Raw genomic sequence first — 18,764 nt, forward strand, 5'->3', positions numbered from 1 at the left:
GGTAATTTCCGCGTTTTAAGTGATCCAGATTACGGTAGAAATCCTGAACCAGCATATGATCTCGGGTATCAGACCGATGCAGGGGATAATCGTCGGTCGAGAAACAATCGAAATCACATATATCCTGTGTGTTTAGTAAAAAATCATTGGCAGCTTGAAAAAGAAGGTTCACATGTTAAACAACATTCGTATCGAAGAAGACTTGTTGGGTACCAGGGAAGTTCCAGCGGACGCCTACTACGGTGTTCATACTCTGAGAGCGATTGAAAACTTCTACATTAGCAACAACAAAATCAGCGATATCCCTGAATTTGTTCGCGGTATGGTAATGGTGAAAAAGGCAGCGGCCCTGGCCAACAAAGAGCTGCAAACCATTCCTAAGAGTGTGGCAAATGCCATCATCGCAGCATGTGATGAAGTTCTGAATAACGGAAAATGCATGGATCAGTTCCCGGTAGATGTTTACCAGGGTGGTGCGGGTACCTCCGTCAACATGAACACCAACGAAGTGCTGGCCAATATCGGTCTGGAACTGATGGGTCACCAGAAAGGTGAATATCAGTACCTGAATCCGAACGACCACGTGAACAAATGTCAGTCTACCAACGACGCTTATCCGACCGGCTTCCGTATCGCTGTTTACGCATCCATCATCAAACTGATTGATGCCCTTAACCAACTGCGTGAAGGCTTCGAACAAAAAGCTGTTGAATTCCAGGACATCCTGAAAATGGGTCGTACCCAGCTGCAGGATGCTGTACCGATGACTCTCGGTCAGGAATTCCGTGCTTTCAGCGTTCTGTTGAAAGAAGAAGTGAAGAACATTGGCCGTACTGCTGAGCTGCTGCTGGAAGTTAACCTCGGCGCAACCGCAATTGGTACAGGTCTGAACACCCCGAAAGAGTACTCTCCGCTGGCTGTACAGAAACTGGCTGAAGTGACTGGTTTTGCCTGTGTTCCGGCTGAAGACCTGATTGAAGCAACGTCCGACTGTGGCGCATACGTTATGGTGCACAGCGCACTGAAACGCCTGGCTGTTAAGATGTCCAAAATCTGTAACGACCTGCGTTTGCTCTCCTCTGGCCCACGTGCCGGCCTGAACGAGATCAACCTGCCGGAACTGCAGGCGGGCTCTTCCATCATGCCAGCAAAAGTAAACCCGGTTATCCCGGAAGTCGTCAACCAGGTGTGCTTTAAAGTCATCGGTAACGACATCACCGTCACCATGGCGTCTGAAGCAGGTCAGCTGCAGTTGAACGTTATGGAACCGGTTATTGGCCAGGCGATGTTTGAATCTATCCACATCCTGAGCAACGCTTGCTATAACCTGCTGGAAAAATGCGTTAGTGGCATTACGGCTAACAAAGAAGTGTGTGAAGCATTCGTGTATAACTCTATCGGTATCGTGACCTATCTGAACCCGTTCATCGGTCACCACAACGGCGATATCGTCGGTAAAATCTGTGCCGAAACCGGTAAGAGCGTGCGTGAAGTTGTCCTTGAACGTGGCCTGCTGACCGAAGCTGAGCTGGACGATATCTTCTCTGCTCAGAACCTGATGCACCCTGCTTATAAAGCAAAACGTTATACTGATGAAAGCGAACAGTAATCGTGTAGGGTAGTACCAGAGAAGGCACGTCAGATGACGTGCCTTTTTTCTTGCACGAAGTTACTTAAAAACAACAATTTAATATCAACTTGTTAAACAACAAGGAAGGCTAATATGATAGTTTTAGAACTTATCATCGTTTTGCTGGCAATCTTTTTAGGTGCCAGACTTGGGGGTATCGGTATTGGATTTGCAGGTGGGCTGGGTGTTCTGGTTCTCGCCGCTATTGGCGTAAAACCGGGTAACATTCCGTTCGATGTTATTTCCATTATCATGGCGGTCATCGCTGCCATTTCTGCTATGCAGATTGCAGGTGGTCTGGACTATTTGGTTCACCAAACTGAAAAACTGCTGCGTAAGAACCCAAAATACATCACGATCCTTGCACCGATTGTGACCTATTTCCTGACTATCTTTGCAGGTACAGGCAACATCTCTCTGGCAACGCTGCCGGTTATCGCTGAAGTAGCGAAGGAACAAGGCATCAAACCTTGCCGTCCGCTGTCTACTGCAGTGGTTTCTGCACAGATTGCGATTACTGCGTCGCCAATCTCCGCAGCTGTGGTGTACATGTCTTCCGTCATGGAAGGTCATGGCATCAGCTACATCCACCTGCTGTCCGTGGTCATTCCGTCCACGCTGCTGGCGGTACTGGTGATGTCCTTCCTGGTCACTATGCTGTTCAACTCCAAGCTGTCTGACGATCCGATTTACCGTAAACGTCTGGAAGAAGGCCTGGTCGAACTGCGCGGTGAAAGACAAGTTGAAATCAAAGCGGGCGCAAAAACCTCCGTATGGTTGTTCCTGCTGGGCGTAGTTTGCGTGGTGGCTTACGCCATTATCAACAGCCCAAGCCTCGGTCTGGTCGCTAAACCGCTGATGAACACCACCAACGCCATCCTGATCATCATGCTGAGCATCGCGACGCTGACCACGATCATCTGCCGCGTTGAAACGGACTCTATCCTGAACTCCAGCACCTTCAAAGCCGGTATGAGCGCCTGTATTTGTATACTGGGCGTTGCATGGCTGGGTGATACTTTCGTCTCTCATAACATTGACTGGATCAAAGAGACTGCAGGTAGCGTCATTCAGGGTCATCCGTGGCTGCTGGCTGTCATCTTCTTCTTTGCTTCTGCACTGCTGTACTCTCAGGCAGCAACGGCAAAAGCTCTGATGCCGATGGCTCTGGCACTGAACGTTTCTCCGTTGACCGCTGTCGCATCCTTCGCGGCTGTTTCTGGCCTGTTCATTCTGCCAACTTACCCAACGCTGGTTGCGGCGGTTCAGATGGATGACACCGGGACAACCCGCATCGGTAAATTCGTCTTTAACCATCCGTTCTTCATCCCGGGTACGCTGGGTGTGGTACTGGCTGTCTGCTTCGGCTTCCTGCTGGGCAGCTTCATGCTGTAAGTTTTACCTGCAGGGCGCCTGTGCGCCCTGCAGTTCCTCTCTCCCGTCTCGCTTTGACTAACATCCTTCTTCCGTCCGTTGTATAGTGACTCCTCTCTTGCTGGTTACTCTGTGCTTTCGAGGTGTTTATGCTTGATGTAAAGAATCAGGATATCTCCATCCCCGATACCGTTGTCGTGCTCTGTACCGCCCCGGATGAAGCAACCGCTCAGGATCTGGCCGCTAAAGTGCTGGCGGAAAAACTGGCTGCCTGCGTCACACTGCTGCCCGGCGCTACCTCCCTCTATTATTGGGAAGGCAAGCTGGAGCAGGACTATGAAGTCCAGATGATCTTAAAAACCGCAGTTTCACACCAGCAAGCACTTCTCGATTGCCTGAAGTCACATCACCCGTACCAAACACCTGAACTTCTGGTTTTACCCGTCACTCACGGAGATTTTGATTACCGCTCATGGCTCAACGCATCCTTACGCTGATCCTGCTGCTCTGCAGCACATCAACTTTTGCTGGCTTATTTGACGCACCAGGTCGCTCGCAGTTTGTCCCGGCCGACCAGGCATTTGTGTTCGATTTTCAGCAAAACCAACACGTTCTGAACCTCTCCTGGCAGGTCAAAGACGGCTATTATCTATATCGTAAACAGATAAGCATAACCCCATCTCAGGCCGAGACTGCCGAGGTAAAATTGCCGCCCGGGGTCTGGCATGAAGATGAGTTTTACGGCAAAAGTGAAATTTATCGTCAGCAGTTGACTATCCCTGTCACCGTCAAGCAGGCTGCTGCGGGTGCGACGCTAACGGTTACCTACCAGGGCTGTGCCGACGCCGGGTTCTGTTATCCGCCTGAGACAAAAACCGTGCCGTTACGTGAAGTGGCGGCCAGTGCAGAAACACCACCAACGACCTCTTCAGCAACGGTATCGCCAGAAGAACAACCACAACCCACGATCCAACTGCCGTTCTCCGCATTGTGGGCACTGCTGATCGGGATTGGTATTGCCTTTACACCTTGCGTCCTGCCGATGTACCCGCTGATTTCCGGTATCGTGCTAGGTGGAAAACAGCGCTTATCAACCGGACGAGCACTACTGCTAACCTTTATCTATGTCCAGGGAATGGCGCTCACCTACACCGCGCTGGGTCTGGTGGTTGCCGCTGCGGGGTTACAGTTCCAGGCGGCGCTACAGCATCCTTATGTCCTGGTTGGCCTTGCTATCGCCTTTACGCTGCTGGCTTTATCGATGTTTGGCCTGTTCACGCTACAGCTGCCTTCATCACTGCAAACACGCCTCACGTTAATGAGTAACCGTCAGCAAGGCGGCTCTCCCGGCAGCGTATTTACAATGGGGGCGATTGCCGGTCTGATCTGTTCGCCTTGCACCACCGCCCCACTGAGCGCAATTCTGCTGTATATCGCTCAGAGCGGAAACATGTGGCTAGGCGGCGGCACGCTGTATCTGTACGCGCTGGGAATGGGACTGCCCCTGATGCTCATTACCGTCTTTGGTAACCGTCTGCTACCGAAAAGCGGCCCGTGGATGGAGCATGTCAAAACCGCCTTTGGTTTTGTCATCCTGGCGCTTCCCGTATTTTTACTGGAACGTATTATCGGTGACGAGTGGGGGATCCGCTTGTGGTCGTTACTCGGCGTCGCGTTCTTTAGCTGGGCCTTCATTACCAGTCTGCAAGCCAAACGCCCATGGATGCGCCTTGTGCAAATAGCCCTGCTCGCCGCCGCTCTGGTGAGCGTACGTCCCTTGCAGGACTGGGCATACGGTACGCCGCATGCACAAACGCAGGCACATCTGAACTTCAAACCCATCGCGACGGTCGATGCGTTAAATCAGGCGCTGGCAGAGGCAAAAGGTAAGCCGGTGATGCTGGATCTGTATGCCGACTGGTGCGTAGCCTGCAAAGAATTTGAGAAATACACCTTCAGCGATCCGCTGGTTCAACAGGCATTAAGCAACACGGTATTACTGCAGGCGGACGTCACGGCAAATAATGCCCAGGATGTCGCACTGCTGAAGCATCTGCAGGTTTTAGGGCTGCCAACCATTTTGTTTTTTGATGCTCAGGGTAAAGAGCAGCCAAACGCGCGGGTAACAGGCTTTATGGATGCCGCAACATTTAGCGCACATTTGCACGATCGCCAACCGTGAGCGACACTTGCAAAAGGAAAACGGAGGAGAATACCGTGCAACGTGAAGATGTCCTGGGAGAAGCCCTGAAATTACTTGAGGTGCAAGGGATAGCCAATACCACGCTGGAAATGGTGGCCGACCATATTGATTATCCGCTTGATGAGCTGCAGCGCTTCTGGCCCGATAAAGAGGCCATCTTGTACGATGCCCTGCGGTACCTTAGCCAGCGGGTAGATATCTGGCGGCGTCAGCTTCTGCTTGATGACACCCTGAGCGCTGAGCAGAAGTTACTGGCTCGCTATAACGCCCTGGCCGAATGTGTGAGCAACAATCGTTACCCCGGCTGCCTGTTCATCGCCGCCTGTACCTTCTACCCTGACCCTGGCCACCCTATCCATCAACTTGCGGATCAACAAAAAAAGGCGGCACATGATTTTACCCATGAACTGCTGACGACGCTGGAAGTTGACGACCCGGCGATGGTCGCCAAACAGATGGAACTGGTGCTTGAAGGTTGCCTGAGCCGCATGCTGGTCAATCGTAGCCAGGCCGACGTGGAAACGGCACACCGGCTGGCGGAAGACATCCTGCGCTTCGCTCAATGTCGTATGGGCGGTGCGCTGACCTAAGCAAACATCCCCGCCCATGCGGAGATAAGCAGACACAGCGCCATCACCCGTTGAAAACGCACCATCGCCGTGGTGGTGCGAAACACCCTGTTTACCGCCTTACCCAGCCACGCCCAGCACAACAAGCACGCCACAGATATCAGTAAGAACCACAGCGCCATTAGCGCGACATCCCGCAGCATATGCTCACCCGTAGGGGCAAACAGACTCACCACCGCCAGCGCCATCATCCACGTTTTGGGATTGATAATCTGCAACAGTGCCGCTGCTTTGGCAGTAAAGCGATGGCGCGTTTGCCCAGCAATATTCGTTGCCGGAGCACAAAACAGCTGCCAGCTCATCCATGTCAGCCACAGTACACCCGCCCAGCTCATCACCTGGCGTACCAGCGGATACTGGCGCAGCAGTTCACCTGCACCGGCTCCAGATATCAGCACAATGGCGCTGGCGGCCACACAGCCGCTGACAAGCGCAGGCAGTGTGGCTCTCACGCCATAATGCTGACTGCTGGTCAACACAAGAATATTGGTGGGGCCTGGCGTTATCGAAGCAACAAAAGCAAACAGCAAGTACGGCATAATATTCACAGGTGACTCCTTATTATTGGAGTCCTGACTGTGCCGTTATTTATTGGAAACGTCTGGAAGGTTTGTGCACAACTTACGGTAATGTGCAGGCGTAATCCTGTACGCCCGCTGGAACCAGCGCCCAAGATGACTTTGATCGGCAAAGCCCAGCGTTGTCGCCACAGCGACGGGCTGTTCCCCTCGCGCCAGGAGCTGACGTGCTTTTGCCAGCCGCAACTGGATAAGCCAGGCATGCGGTGCCATATGGAATTCTCGCTTGAAACTGCGGGTCAGGGTAAAGCGGTCTGTCCCTGTCTCCCGTGCCAGATCGGAAAGGCCGATATTGTCGCCCATATGCGCATGCATATAGTCCCGCGCTCGATGCGCCATTGCACAACCCTGTATTTGTGATGGCAGACGCTTACGCCACCGACAATGTGCCGTGAGCTGAGTCAGCAAATTATCCATATTGCTTTGCTGCACGATACGCATTTCATCGGTATGCAGTGAACCAAATGTCTCACCAATCGCCCGAACCAGATGCGGCTCACGGGTCAGCGTTTGGTTAAAGTGCAGTGAATAGCTACCCGGAGTAGCCTCGTACAGCCCATGTAACGTGTGGGTCAGCCACTGTTCATCAAGGTAAAAGGTCAGATAGGTAAAACCGCCTGCAACCGGGGCATCACCATCATGGATTTCACCCGGTTCTAGCAGAAACGCATCACCCGGCTGGCTGTGATGACGCTCCCGGCGACAGTGAAACTGCTGGGTACCGGAAAGGGTGATCCCCACCAGATAGCTGTCATGCCAGTGCGGGTCAAAGGCATGGCCTTCAAAGTGCGCCTTAATAGTCTCAATACCGGTATCGGCATGCTGTCGTAGTTCAAGCCAGTCGTTTGCCATACTGCCCTCCTCTCGCTGCCAGCATTGCCTGGTTAAATCACACCTGTCTGGAAGATTTGTGCAAACGTCAGGCATAAACGTACAGACTGCCGTAATATTAAGCGGTTGAACAGCTTTTCACGATATTTGATTGACTGCCAGGCGTGAATGCGGTTTAATGCGCCCCGTTGCCCGGATAGCTCAGTCGGTAGAGCAGGGGATTGAAAATCCCCGTGTCCTTGGTTCGATTCCGAGTCCGGGCACCACTATTTAGAAAAACCAGCCTAAGGGCTGGTTTTTTGCTTTCTGGGGTTACGGTAGATTTCTGGTCACTTTGACCGCTGATGTCATTACCTAGCTTCCGCCATCCAGTCTGAGGATGTTGATGGCACTGAAAAATTTGTGACCTTTTTTAAGTTGTCCACTCAGGATTTCTGTAACTTCTTTGCGCTTCCTTGTGGCTCATTCAGATTTAATGGAGAGCATTAAACTATATTGCTTTCGGAATAAAATAATCCTGAACGCCTTATCTTGATAGCCTCGGTTTTGGGTATAGAACCTATTCACATCGGTAGAGGCGCCAGCATAAGCAAATGGATAACGCGACTAAAAAAACAGCGTTATAAAGGTAGCTTTCGTTCCCTTTAATAACTTATTTAGTGTTGTTGCCGTATGCTGGCGCGACATCGTCGTCTCCTTATCCGATTAGAATAAAATCATCAATATTGACGCTTTTAGAGTTTACGTTTTCTAAAGTAATGACATTGGCATAAACAGGATCGCCGATGGTAATTACGGTACTGTTACCGGTTCCCCCGGCAATCTTGACGCTGCTGGCAAAATTCGCCACACCAATGCCGAATAAACTCACATCGAGGTAATCCTGTCCGCCGCTGGGGTTACTGTCGAAGCCGCTGGTAATACGGTCTCGCCCAAAGCCTGCGCTAAAGACGAAGGTGTCATTTCCGGCACCACCGGTCATGATATCGTCACCCTGGCCCCCCTCGAGTCTGTCGTTACCCGCTCCACCTGTCAGTTTATCGTTACCGGCCCCGCCCTGAAGGTTATCGGCACCGTCACCCCCATCAAGGGCGTCATTTCCTGCGCCACCGTAGAGCGTATCGTTTCCTCCCATCCCATACAAAAAGTCATTACCGCTGCCACCGGTGATGGTGTTGGCAATGGCATTACCTCTGCCGGTAAACGCGCCTGTCCCGGTGAACACCAGGTTTTCAACGTTATTGGTCAACGTGTAATTGTGGAGGGTGGTCTGGACAGCATCTGTCCCGCCATTAAGACCTTCTGTGACGACGTCTCCATTATTATCAACAATATAGGTGTCATTGCCGAGGCCGCCCACCATCACATCAGCCCCTTCGCCACCGTCAAGTCTGTCGTTACCCGCTCCGCCTGTCATTTTATCGTTACCGGTCCCGCCCTGAAGGTTATCGGCACCCTCCCCTCCATCAAGGACGTCATTTCCTGCCCCACCGTTGAGCGTGTCGTTTCCTCCCATCCCATACAAAAAGTCATTACCGCCACCACCGGTGATGGTGTTGGCAATGGCATTACCTCTGCCGGTAAACGCGCCTGTCCCGGTGAACACCAGGTTTTCAACGTTATTGGTCAACGTGTAATTGTGGAGGGTGGTCTGGACAGTATCTGTCCCGCCATTAAGACCTTCTGTGACGACATCGCCATTATTATCAACAACATAGATGTCATTTCCGGCACCGCCCACCATCACATCGGCCCCGAGGCCACCGTTGAGAATATCGTTGCCAGCCCCACCGTTGAGCGTATCGTTGCCGCCCCCGCCATTCAGGACGTCGTTGCCGAGCCCACCATTCAGGATGTCAATGCCGTTCCCACCATTCAGGACGACGTTATTGTGGGCAATGACCGGCGGTTTATCGAGCTGACTCGTCCCGAAGATGTTCTCGGGAAGATTGGTCAGGCCCGTGTTGCGTGCCACGATCCCGGCAAAACCCTGTTCCTCGATAACCTCGTAGAGGTCCAGATGCTCCACGCGATCGAGATAATACAGCCGGTCACCTTCCTGGATGCGGTCAAGTTGTTCGTGGATGATGACCCAGAAGGTCTGGCCAACCACACCACCATTGATGTGCTTCTCGGCGAGTCCGCCAACGAACAGATCCACTCTGTCGATACCTTTGACGGTGTTTCCGTTGACCAATTTATAGCCAGGATTCGCCGCCAGGAAGTCTGCAATTTGACTATCCTCTAGTACGAGGTCGGGATAGGCCTTCTTGAATTGCGCAATGACGGTGTCGCTGAGATTGTTCCGTGCCTGGAAGTCTTCCCATGAACCGTAGGGTGTGAGATCACCAGCAAAGCTGACCGCCTCTTTGACGTACGGATCGAGAGAGGCCATCAGGTCGGCCCGGATCTGGTTCATCGAACCCAGACCAACGTCCCACTCGCGGGCGACGTCGAAGGCGAACACGTCAGCACTCATACGAACAAGGTCGTTGCGCACAGCATCGACGATATTGACGTCGACTTCTTCCGCAGGCTGGACAACACCCCCGGCAATGATCCCGGCGGCACCCAGTTGCTCATAGCCTGGCTGTGGAGAGTAAGGCAATTGCGATTTGGGGAAGTTAAACGCGCCCGTATCGTTGGTCGGGTTGAGGAACGCGTCGAACAGCGGCACCTGCGTTGCATTGCCCTCAGCGTCGAGCACCGTCAGCGTCTGCCCTATCAGCGAATGCCCGAACCGGTAAGCGGCAACCGCGAACTCGTGCGAGACTCGTGCATCCACTTCCGGATTGTACTCGGCGAAGCCGTGATCGCCCTCACCTCTCATGCCACCAAGCAACTTGTCGGCAAAGTCGGTGTAAATAACGCGCTGATATTCAGCTTCGTTAATGATCTTGGCAGCCTGGAACAGCTCTTCAGCTGTTCCATTAAATCCGGCTTCGAGCAATGCGTTGACATGGAAGTTGTGATTCCGTTCCCAGATGTTGTGGATCGCGGTTAGTGCGATGTTTTCGTTCGCACGTCCATCACCCGCCACGTAGTGGTCGAGCAGGTTGATAAAGGGGTTGGTGTCGAGCAGCAGCGCAAAGCCACTTCCCATGAAATTAGAGGTCATGGCAGGAAGCATCGCTTGGTTGATAACGCCATTACTGTCGACCAGTCCGGCGAAGTACTCCCGGAAGGCTACGCGGTGGTCGCCCGGCAGCGAGCTGTCGGTGAACAGCGTGTTGTTGTTCCAGTGATGCAGGATCAGTTCACTCAGCGTGGGCAGTAGCTTGAAATTTGGATTTGATGGATCCAGTCCGCCCTCTAACAGCTTGCCCGTAAACCCGCCCAGTCCATCACCTTCTCGCAGGAACTGCCCGACGAGTTCGTTAGAGCCATAAGTTTGGTTCTGGTCAGCGAATGGCGATGTCTTATTGAGATGCTGCGGGATTCCATTGGCATCAATACTGTCAACGGTGCCACGAGTCAGGTCCGCGGGGTTTGGAACCGAGCCCGGAGTGCCAATCTGGATCGTTCCGTTACCTCCCTTACCGAGGAAATCGAGACCGTGATCGAAGTACTGACCGAAGGCCGTAAATAAGCTGTTCACGCCAGCGGCATTGCCGGACAGGTTTGCTTCCTGTGCACCAAGGGCATCGCTGATGGCTCGCGGATCCAGCCCGGAGAACAGGGGGTTGATGTCGCGGTTTTGGGTCGTCTCATTCCAGGCACCGTAGTGCGCGTCGGTGAGCCGTATGAACGGCTGATCGGCTGATCCATAGTCAAGGTGAACCCGGTTATTACCGGTGCCTTCGAGATCTCGGATCCCGAGCGCATCGTTGTCTTCCCCTCCTTCAAGCCCGTTGACGAGATTCTTCAGGTTGGCGACATCACTGGCGGTGAGAGGGAAAGCACCGTCGCCGCCGACATCGTCATTGTCATTGTCATTGTCATTGTCATTGTCATTGTCATTGTCATTGTCATTGTCATTGTCATTGTCATTGTCATTGTCATCGTCATCGGCTTCCGTCGACGTTTCCTTGCGTGCTAAGACAATGGGATCGGTAGGTTTCAACTTGGTGTTTATGCCATCATGCACCGTGATCTTATCCTGAGTTAGCGTAGAAGCCTTGGATCTCGGTGCCAGCTCAATCACCTCCTGCGGCGTCGGCGTGCCAAACACATCATCCAGACTTATGCCGAGCACCGGATCGGTCTCTTTGTTCACTTCAACTGCGGATAAGAAATTGGCGGTCCGGTTGCTGATAATCCATGACGGCGGATCTATAACCGACCATATCCCAGCGTATCCCGCCTGAAATGAGGAATCAAAAAAGCGCAGGAAGGAAAAGTCTGTAACACCAAACTTGCCTTGCCCTGTGACCAGGTTGTTAAAGCTAGCATCGAAGGTTCGCATACTGAATGGCACAAGATGGTTAGATAATATATTGAAGTTGAGATCGTCGACATCCATTTGTGCTATAGATATTTGTTTGAGGGTATATTTCAGGTCAGGTTTTATGACATTCTTCATTTTCATTTCTCTCAGTAATGATTATGAAAGGCACGAAAAGGCGAAGCCGGTAAGCGGCACTCGAATTACGCGCCTGGAATTGCTAACTGAGCGAATAGGTAGAGCGACTTCGAGCTCCGGGTGGACGCACAACCTATATATCACCCTTTAACGTCACAAAAGACCCTATGATAGATATGCTCAGCCCCCACTGGAAAATCGCGACGACTTACTTTGCCAAACTGATAGCAGGCTTCAGACAAGCGACCCCTTAATATTGAATAAAGCCAAAAAAATAACATCCGTCAATTAGTAGCAACTATTTTTAAATTTCGAATGGCAAAAAAATCATCAATATTACATAGCTAATACATCACCCAGAATTTAATCGATCATCACTGTGTTAACAGTCGCACATTAATCTACTTTAAATTCAACACCCTACAAAAACCCATTCAGACAAGTATTGAATAAATCATAAAGAAAAAATTGAACACCCATCAAGCCGCACTAATAAAAATGATATAAAAGTTTAAATGGCGACAATAAAAATAATACATCCTCATTACCGCGCCGCTGAAATTCCGGAGCTAAACTATATTAATATATCATTACCAACATAAATGAAGTCATTATATGTAATGTTAAATTTTCTTATGCGGTTTAAATTATGATGTTCCTGACTGGATATACGGAATAGCCTCGGATTTCCTGGAGGTTTTACTGGATAACTCCGGAATGTAAGGACGCGCGGAAAATTCAGATGACTTCCTTGAAAGAAGTTATTTCGCGATAGGATCGAAGCTAAATAGGGTACACTGGCAAGATGGACATTTAACAGCCAAATTTGACATGAGTTTTGATAATCCCCGTGTCCTTGGTTCAATTCCGAGTCCAGCACCACTATTTAGAAGAACCAGCCTACGGGCTGGTTTTTTGTTATTGTATTTCCCAAGGCTTTTCAGCCAATCCCAAGCCATCTCCTTATCAATTACCCGCAACCGTCGCTGCTACCCCCAATAAATTAATGGGCAGTTAGATTTTATAATTAAAGAAGAATGCTTAGTCGTTTACGGGCAGGATAAAGGACATTTTACGCGGACAGAAGAGAGGTTTTCGCTGGACAGATAAGGCGCTGACGCGGCTATCCACCCGCTTTCACATACAACAGACGTAAAAAAGCCCATCCGTCAGGATGGGCTTCTTCACTTGTTTGATGCCTGGCAGTTTATGGCGGCCGTCCTGCCCGCCACCCTGCGGGCCGTTGCTTCGCAACGTTCAAATCCGCTCCCGGCAGATTTGTCCTACTCAGGAGAGCACTCACCGACAAACAACAGATAAAACAAAAGGCCCAGTCTTTCGACTGAGCCTTTCGTTTCTATTTGATGCCTGGCAGTTCCCTACTCTCGCATGGGGAGACCCCACACTACCATTGGCGCTACGGCGTTTCACTTCTGAGTTCGGCATGGGGTCAGGTGGGACCACCGCGCTACAGCCGCCAGGCAAATTCTGTTTATCAGACCGCTTTTGCGTTCTGATTTTATCTGTATCAAGCTGAATTGATGTCTTTCTTTCGCCAAAACACCTTTGGCGTTGTAAGGTTAAGCCTCACGGTTCATTAGTATCGGTTAGCTCAATGTATCGCTACACTTACACACCCGACCTATCAACGTCGTAGTCTTCAACGTTCCTTCAGGACTCTCAAGGAGTCAGGGAGAACTCATCTCGGGGCAAGTTTCGTGCTTAGATGCTTTCAGCACTTATCTCTTCCGCATTTAGCTACCGGGCAATGCCATTGGCATGACAACCCGAACACCAGTGATGCGTCCACTCCGGTCCTCTCGTACTAGGAGCAGCCCCCCTCAATTCTCCAGCGCCCACGGCAGATAGGGACCGAACTGTCTCACGACGTTCTAAACCCAGCTCGCGTACCACTTTAAATGGCGAACAGCCATACCCTTGGGACCTACTTCAGCCCCAGGATGTGATGAGCCGACATCGAGGTGCCAAACACCGCCGTCGATATGAACTCTTGGGCGGTATCAGCCTGTTATCCCCGGAGTACCTTTTATCCGTTGAGCGATGGCCCTTCCATTCAGAACCACCGGATCACTAAGACCTGCTTTCGCACCTGCTCGAGCCGTCACTCTCGCAGTCAAGCTAGCTTATGCCTTTGCACTAACCTCCTGATGTCCGACCAGGATTAGCTAACCTTCGTGCTCCTCCGTTACTCTTTAGGAGGAGACCGCCCCAGTCAAACTACCCACCAGACACTGTCCGCAACCCGGATCACGGGTCTACGTTAGAACACCAGCCATTAAAGGGTGGTATTTCAAGGTTGGCTCCATGCAGACTGGCGTCCACACTTCAAAGCCTCCCACCTATCCTACACATCAAGGACCAGTGTTCAGTGTCAAGCTATAGTAAAGGTTCACGGGGTCTTTCCGTCTTGCCGCGGGTACACTGCATCTTCACAGCGAGTTCAATTTCACTGAGTCTCGGGTGGAGACAGCCTGGCCATCATTACGCCATTCGTGCAGGTCGGAACTTACCCGACAAGGAATTTCGCTACCTTAGGACCGTTATAGTTACGGCCGCCGTTTACCGGGGCTTCGATCAAGAGCTTCTCCTTACGGATAACCCCATCAATTAACCTTCCGGCACCGGGCAGGCGTCACACCGTATACGTCCACTTTCGTGTTTGCACAGTGCTGTGTTTTTAATAAACAGTTGCAGCCAGCTGGTATCTTCGACTGATTTCAGCTCCATGAGCAAGTCACTTCACCTACCATCAGCGTGCCTTCTCCCGAAGTTACGGCACCATTTTGCCTAGTTCCTTCACCCGAGTTCTCTCAAGCGCCTTGGTATTCTCTACCTGACCACCTGTGTCGGTTTGGGGTACGATTTCGTGTTACCTGATGCTTAGAGGCTTTTCCTGGAAGCAGGGCATTTGTTACTTCAGCACCGTAGTGCCTCGTCATCACACCTCAGCGTTATACAGAAGTCCGGATTTACCTAAACTTCCCGCCTACATGCTTAAACCGGGACAACCGTCGCCCGGCTAACATAGCCTTCTCCGTCCCCCCTTCGCAGTAACACCAAGTACAGGAATATTAACCTGTTTCCCATCGACTACGCCTTTCGGCCTCGCCTTAGGGGTCGACTCACCCTGCCCCGATTAACGTTGGACAGGAACCCTTGGTCTTCCGGCGTGCGGGTTTTTCACCCGCATTATCGTTACTTATGTCAGCATTCGCACTTCTGATACCTCCAGCACCCCTCACAGGACACCTTCAACGGCTTACAGAACGCTCCCCTACCCAACAACACATAGTGTCGCTGCCGCAGCTTCGGTGCACAGTTTAGCCCCGTTACATCTTCCGCGCAGGCCGACTCGACCAGTGAGCTATTACGCTTTCTTTAAATGATGGCTGCTTCTAAGCCAACATCCTGGCTGTCTGTGCCTTCCCACATCGTTTCCCACTTAACTGTGACTTTGGGACCTTAGCTGGCGGTCTGGGTTGTTTCCCTCTTCACGACGGACGTTAGCACCCGCCGTGTGTCTCCCGTGATAACATTCTTCGGTATTCGTAGTTTGCATCGGGTTGGTAAGTCGGGATGACCCCCTAGCCGAAACAGTGCTCTACCCCCGAAGATGAGTTCACGAGGCGCTACCTAAATAGCTTTCGGGGAGAACCAGCTATCTCCCGGTTTGATTGGCCTTTCACCCCCAGCCACAAGTCATCCGCTAATTTTTCAACATTAGTCGGTTCGGTCCTCCAGTTAGTGTTACCCAACCTTCAACCTGCCCATGGCTAGATCACCGGGTTTCGGGTCTATACCCTGCAACTTAACGCCCAGTTAAGACTCGGTTTCCCTTCGGCTCCCCTATACGGTTAACCTTGCTACAGAATATAAGTCGCTGACCCATTATACAAAAGGTACGCAGTCACCCTGATAAATCAGGGCTCCCACTGCTTGTACGTACACGGTTTCAGGTTCTTTTTCACTCCCCTCGCCGGGGTTCTTTTCGCCTTTCCCTCACGGTACTGGTTCACTATCGGTCAGTCAGGAGTATTTAGCCTTGGAGGATGGTCCCCCCATATTCAGACAGGATACCACGTGTCCCGCCCTACTCTTCGAGTTCACAACACATGCGATTTTGTGTACGGGACTATCACCCTGTACCGTCGGACTTTCCAGACCGTTCCACTACCACACATGCTGATTCAGACTCTGGGCTGCTCCCCGTTCGCTCGCCGCTACTGGGGGAATCTCGGTTGATTTCTTTTCCTCGGGGTACTTAGATGTTTCAGTTCCCCCGGTTCGCTTCGTTAAGCTATGTATTCACTTAACGATAGTGTGTCGAAACACACTGGGTTTCCCCATTCGGAAATCGCCGGCTATAACGGTTCATATCACCTTACCGACGCTTATCGCAGATTAGCACGTCCTTCATCGCCTCTGACTGCCAGGGCATCCACCGTGTACGCTTAGTCGCTTAACCTCACAACCCGAAGATGTTTCGTAAAACACATCGTGTTGCGAAAATTTGAGAGACTCGAACACACCGCTTATCTGTTCTTATTACGGAGAACAGACACAGTGTGTCGTTTCAATTTTCAGCTTGATCCAGATTTTTAAAGAGCAAATATCTCAAACGTAACTCACTGAGTTAGTTTTGAGATATCGATGGGTTGTGCCTTTCACTCACGACCAGCAAGTGGCGTCCCCTAGGGGATTCGAACCCCTGTTGCCGCCGTGAAAGGGCGGAGTCCTAACCGCTAGACGAAGGGGACACGGAGTGTCACGACTTCGCAGCCGTCTTGCTTCTTTACTTTTCATCAGACAATCTGTGTGAGCACTACAAAGAACGTTTCTTTAAGGTAAGGAGGTGATCCAACCGCAGGTTCCCCTACGGTTACCTTGTTACGACTTCACCCCAGTCATGAATCACAAAGTGGTAAGCGCCCTCCCGAAGGTTAAGCTACCTACTTCTTTTGCAACCCACTCCCATGGTGTGACGGGCGGTGTGTACAAGGCCCGGGAACGTATTCACCGTAGCATTCTGATCTACGATTACTAGCGATTCCGACTTCATGGAGTCGAGTTGCAGACTCCAATCCGGACTACGACATACTTTATGAGGTCCGCTTGCTCTCGCGAGGTCGCTTCTCTTTGTATATGCCATTGTAGCACGTGTGTAGCCCTACTCGTAAGGGCCATGATGACTTGACGTCATCCCCACCTTCCTCCAGTTTATCACTGGCAGTCTCCTTTGAGTTCCCGGCCGAACCGCTGGCAACAAAGGATAAGGGTTGCGCTCGTTGCGGGACTTAACCCAACATTTCACAACACGAGCTGACGACAGCCATGCAGCACCTGTCTCAGAGTTCCCGAAGGCACCAAAGCATCTCTGCTAAGTTCTCTGGATGTCAAGAGTAGGTAAGGTTCTTCGCGTTGCATCGAATTAAACCACATGCTCCACCGCTTGTGCGGGCCCCCGTCAATTCATTTGAGTTTTAACCTTGCGGCCGTACTCCCCAGGCGGTCGACTTAACGCGTTAGCTCCGGAAGCCACTCCTCAAGGGAACAACCTCCAAGTCGACATCGTTTACGGCGTGGACTACCAGGGTATCTAATCCTGTTTGCTCCCCACGCTTTCGCACCTGAGCGTCAGTCTTTGTCCAGGGGGCCGCCTTCGCCACCGGTATTCCTCCAGATCTCTACGCATTTCACCGCTACACCTGGAATTCTACCCCCCTCTACAAGACTCTAGCCTGCCAGTTTCGGATGCAGTTCCCAGGTTGAGCCCGGGGATTTCACATCCGACTTGACAGACCGCCTGCGTGCGCTTTACGCCCAGTAATTCCGATTAACGCTTGCACCCTCCGTATTACCGCGGCTGCTGGCACGGAGTTAGCCGGTGCTTCTTCTGCGAGTAACGTCAATGAATGCGGTTATTAACCACATCCCCTTCCTCCTCGCTGAAAGTACTTTACAACCCGAAGGCCTTCTTCATACACGCGGCATGGCTGCATCAGGCTTGCGCCCATTGTGCAATATTCCCCACTGCTGCCTCCCGTAGGAGTCTGGACCGTGTCTCAGTTCCAGTGTGGCTGGTCATCCTCTCAGACCAGCTAGGGATCGTCGCCTAGGTGAGCCGTTACCCCACCTACTAGCTAATCCCATCTGGGCACATCCGATGGCAAGAGGCCCGAAGGTCCCCCTCTTTGGTCTTGCGACGTTATGCGGTATTAGCTACCGTTTCCAGTAGTTATCCCCCTCCATCGGGCAGTTTCCCAGACATTACTCACCCGTCCGCCACTCGTCACCCAAGGAGCAAGCTCCTCTGTGCTACCGTTCGACTTGCATGTGTTAGGCCTGCCGCCAGCGTTCAATCTGAGCCATGATCAAACTCTTCAATTTAAGTTTGATGCTCGTGAATTAAACTTCGTAATGAATTACGTATGTTCACTCAGAGACTTGGTATTCATTTTTCGTCTTGCGACGTTTAAGAATCCGTATCTTCGAGTGCCCACACAGATTGTCTGATAAATTGTTAAAGAGCAGTGCAACACGGCTTTCGCTCACTGTTGCGAGGTGGCGTATGTTACGCTTTCCTCTTTCAGAGTCAACCGTTTATTTTCAGGTTTTTCTCTTCAACCGAACCGGCTGTTTGTGTGAAGTGATTCACATCCGCCGTGTCGATGGAGGCGCATTATAGGGAGTTCTCTGGCGCCCGCAACCCTTAAATTACAGAAAAATGACTGACTGCTGCATTCCACAGCAAAACCCCGCCTTATACCCATTTACACACAGAGTTATCCACAAAGCCGTCAGAATCTCTAACCTCATATTACGGAATCCCATGGAAATCGACCTGGAATTCCCTATCCTATAGAGAAGAAACCAACGCATACCCGTTTTCTACTCTATATATAAGGAGAGCAAACGGCAGTAGCCCCATAATCCCCTACCATCTTTGAATTACGTATCCCATCAGGTGATAATAACC

At 51.4% G+C, this 18,764-nt stretch carries 8 protein-coding genes, 2 tRNA genes and 3 rRNA genes; 6 read left to right on the forward strand and 7 right to left on the reverse strand.

The window, feature by feature from the left end; translation table 11 throughout:
• Positions 1–172: 172 nt before the first annotated feature.
• From aspA to AC3ITF_RS20300, 5 genes are all read left to right on the forward strand, one after another.
• Positions 173–1,609: an aspartate ammonia-lyase gene (gene aspA / locus AC3ITF_RS20280; protein WP_096758611.1), complete on the forward strand. Its 1,437-nt coding sequence runs from the start codon at positions 173–175 to the stop codon at positions 1,607–1,609.
• Between the two features lie 114 nt (positions 1,610–1,723).
• Positions 1,724–3,025, forward strand: a complete 1,302-nt coding sequence (gene dcuA / locus AC3ITF_RS20285) for an anaerobic C4-dicarboxylate transporter DcuA (protein WP_115259636.1) — start codon at positions 1,724–1,726, stop codon at positions 3,023–3,025.
• 128 nt (positions 3,026–3,153) lie between these two features.
• Positions 3,154–3,501, forward strand: coding sequence for a divalent cation tolerance protein CutA (cutA, locus tag AC3ITF_RS20290; protein ID WP_489175972.1), 348 nt, complete (start codon positions 3,154–3,156; stop codon positions 3,499–3,501).
• Positions 3,477–5,186, forward strand: coding sequence for a protein-disulfide reductase DsbD (locus tag AC3ITF_RS20295; protein WP_489175973.1), 1,710 nt, complete (start codon positions 3,477–3,479; stop codon positions 5,184–5,186). Before cutA ends, AC3ITF_RS20295 begins: the two co-directional genes overlap by 25 nt.
• Positions 5,187–5,221: 35 nt before the next feature.
• Complete coding sequence (locus AC3ITF_RS20300; protein ID WP_115259638.1) at positions 5,222–5,797, forward strand: transcriptional regulator; 576 nt, start codon at positions 5,222–5,224, stop codon at positions 5,795–5,797.
• On the opposite strand, the gene AC3ITF_RS20305 is transcribed toward AC3ITF_RS20300, so the two are convergent.
• Positions 5,794–6,384, reverse strand: coding sequence for a LysE family translocator (locus AC3ITF_RS20305; protein WP_115259639.1), 591 nt, complete (start codon positions 6,382–6,384; stop codon positions 5,794–5,796). The two genes, AC3ITF_RS20300 and AC3ITF_RS20305, sit on opposite strands and share 4 nt — an antisense overlap.
• A 36-nt stretch (positions 6,385–6,420) precedes the next feature.
• Complete coding sequence (locus AC3ITF_RS20310) at positions 6,421–7,266, reverse strand: AraC family transcriptional regulator (RefSeq protein WP_137400510.1); 846 nt, start codon at positions 7,264–7,266, stop codon at positions 6,421–6,423.
• 169 nt (positions 7,267–7,435) lie between these two features.
• Here AC3ITF_RS20310 and AC3ITF_RS20315 point away from each other — a divergent pair.
• Positions 7,436–7,511 (forward strand) — tRNA-Phe (locus AC3ITF_RS20315).
• A 431-nt stretch (positions 7,512–7,942) separates the two neighbouring features.
• On the opposite strand, the gene AC3ITF_RS20320 is transcribed toward AC3ITF_RS20315, so the two are convergent.
• The 5 genes from AC3ITF_RS20320 to AC3ITF_RS20340 all read right to left on the reverse strand — a co-directional run bounded on the left by AC3ITF_RS20320 (position 7,943) and on the right by AC3ITF_RS20340 (position 18,175).
• A complete protein-coding gene (locus AC3ITF_RS20320) occupies positions 7,943–11,767 on the reverse strand; it encodes a peroxidase family protein (RefSeq protein ID WP_489175974.1) in 3,825 nt (1,274 codons plus the stop codon).
• Between the two features lie 1,366 nt (positions 11,768–13,133).
• A 5S ribosomal RNA gene (gene rrf, locus AC3ITF_RS20325) occupies positions 13,134–13,249 on the reverse strand.
• Between the two features lie 94 nt (positions 13,250–13,343).
• Positions 13,344–16,253: ribosomal RNA gene (locus tag AC3ITF_RS20330) — 23S ribosomal RNA — on the reverse strand.
• 217 nt (positions 16,254–16,470) lie between these two features.
• Positions 16,471–16,545: transfer RNA gene (locus AC3ITF_RS20335), tRNA-Glu, on the reverse strand.
• A gap of 88 nt (positions 16,546–16,633) precedes the next feature.
• A 16S ribosomal RNA gene (locus AC3ITF_RS20340) occupies positions 16,634–18,175 on the reverse strand.
• The 16S, 23S and 5S rRNA genes sit together here with 1 tRNA gene alongside, the layout of an rRNA operon.
• Positions 18,176–18,764 lie beyond the last annotated feature (589 nt).

The organism is Citrobacter sp. KH_055_1 (genome assembly GCF_057838705.1).

Coding starts and splice junctions, on each gene's coding strand:
- aspA (WP_096758611.1), top strand. CDS start 173: ATGTTAAACAACATTCGTATCGAAGAAGACTTGTTGGGTACCAGGGAA.
- dcuA (WP_115259636.1), top strand. CDS start 1,724: ATGATAGTTTTAGAACTTATCATCGTTTTGCTGGCAATCTTTTTAGGT.
- cutA (WP_489175972.1), top strand. CDS start 3,154: ATGCTTGATGTAAAGAATCAGGATATCTCCATCCCCGATACCGTTGTC.
- AC3ITF_RS20295 (WP_489175973.1), top strand. CDS start 3,477: ATGGCTCAACGCATCCTTACGCTGATCCTGCTGCTCTGCAGCACATCA.
- AC3ITF_RS20310 (WP_137400510.1), bottom strand. CDS start 7,266: ATGGCAAACGACTGGCTTGAACTACGACAGCATGCCGATACCGGTATT.
- AC3ITF_RS20320 (WP_489175974.1), bottom strand. CDS start 11,767: ATGAAGAATGTCATAAAACCTGACCTGAAATATACCCTCAAACAAATA.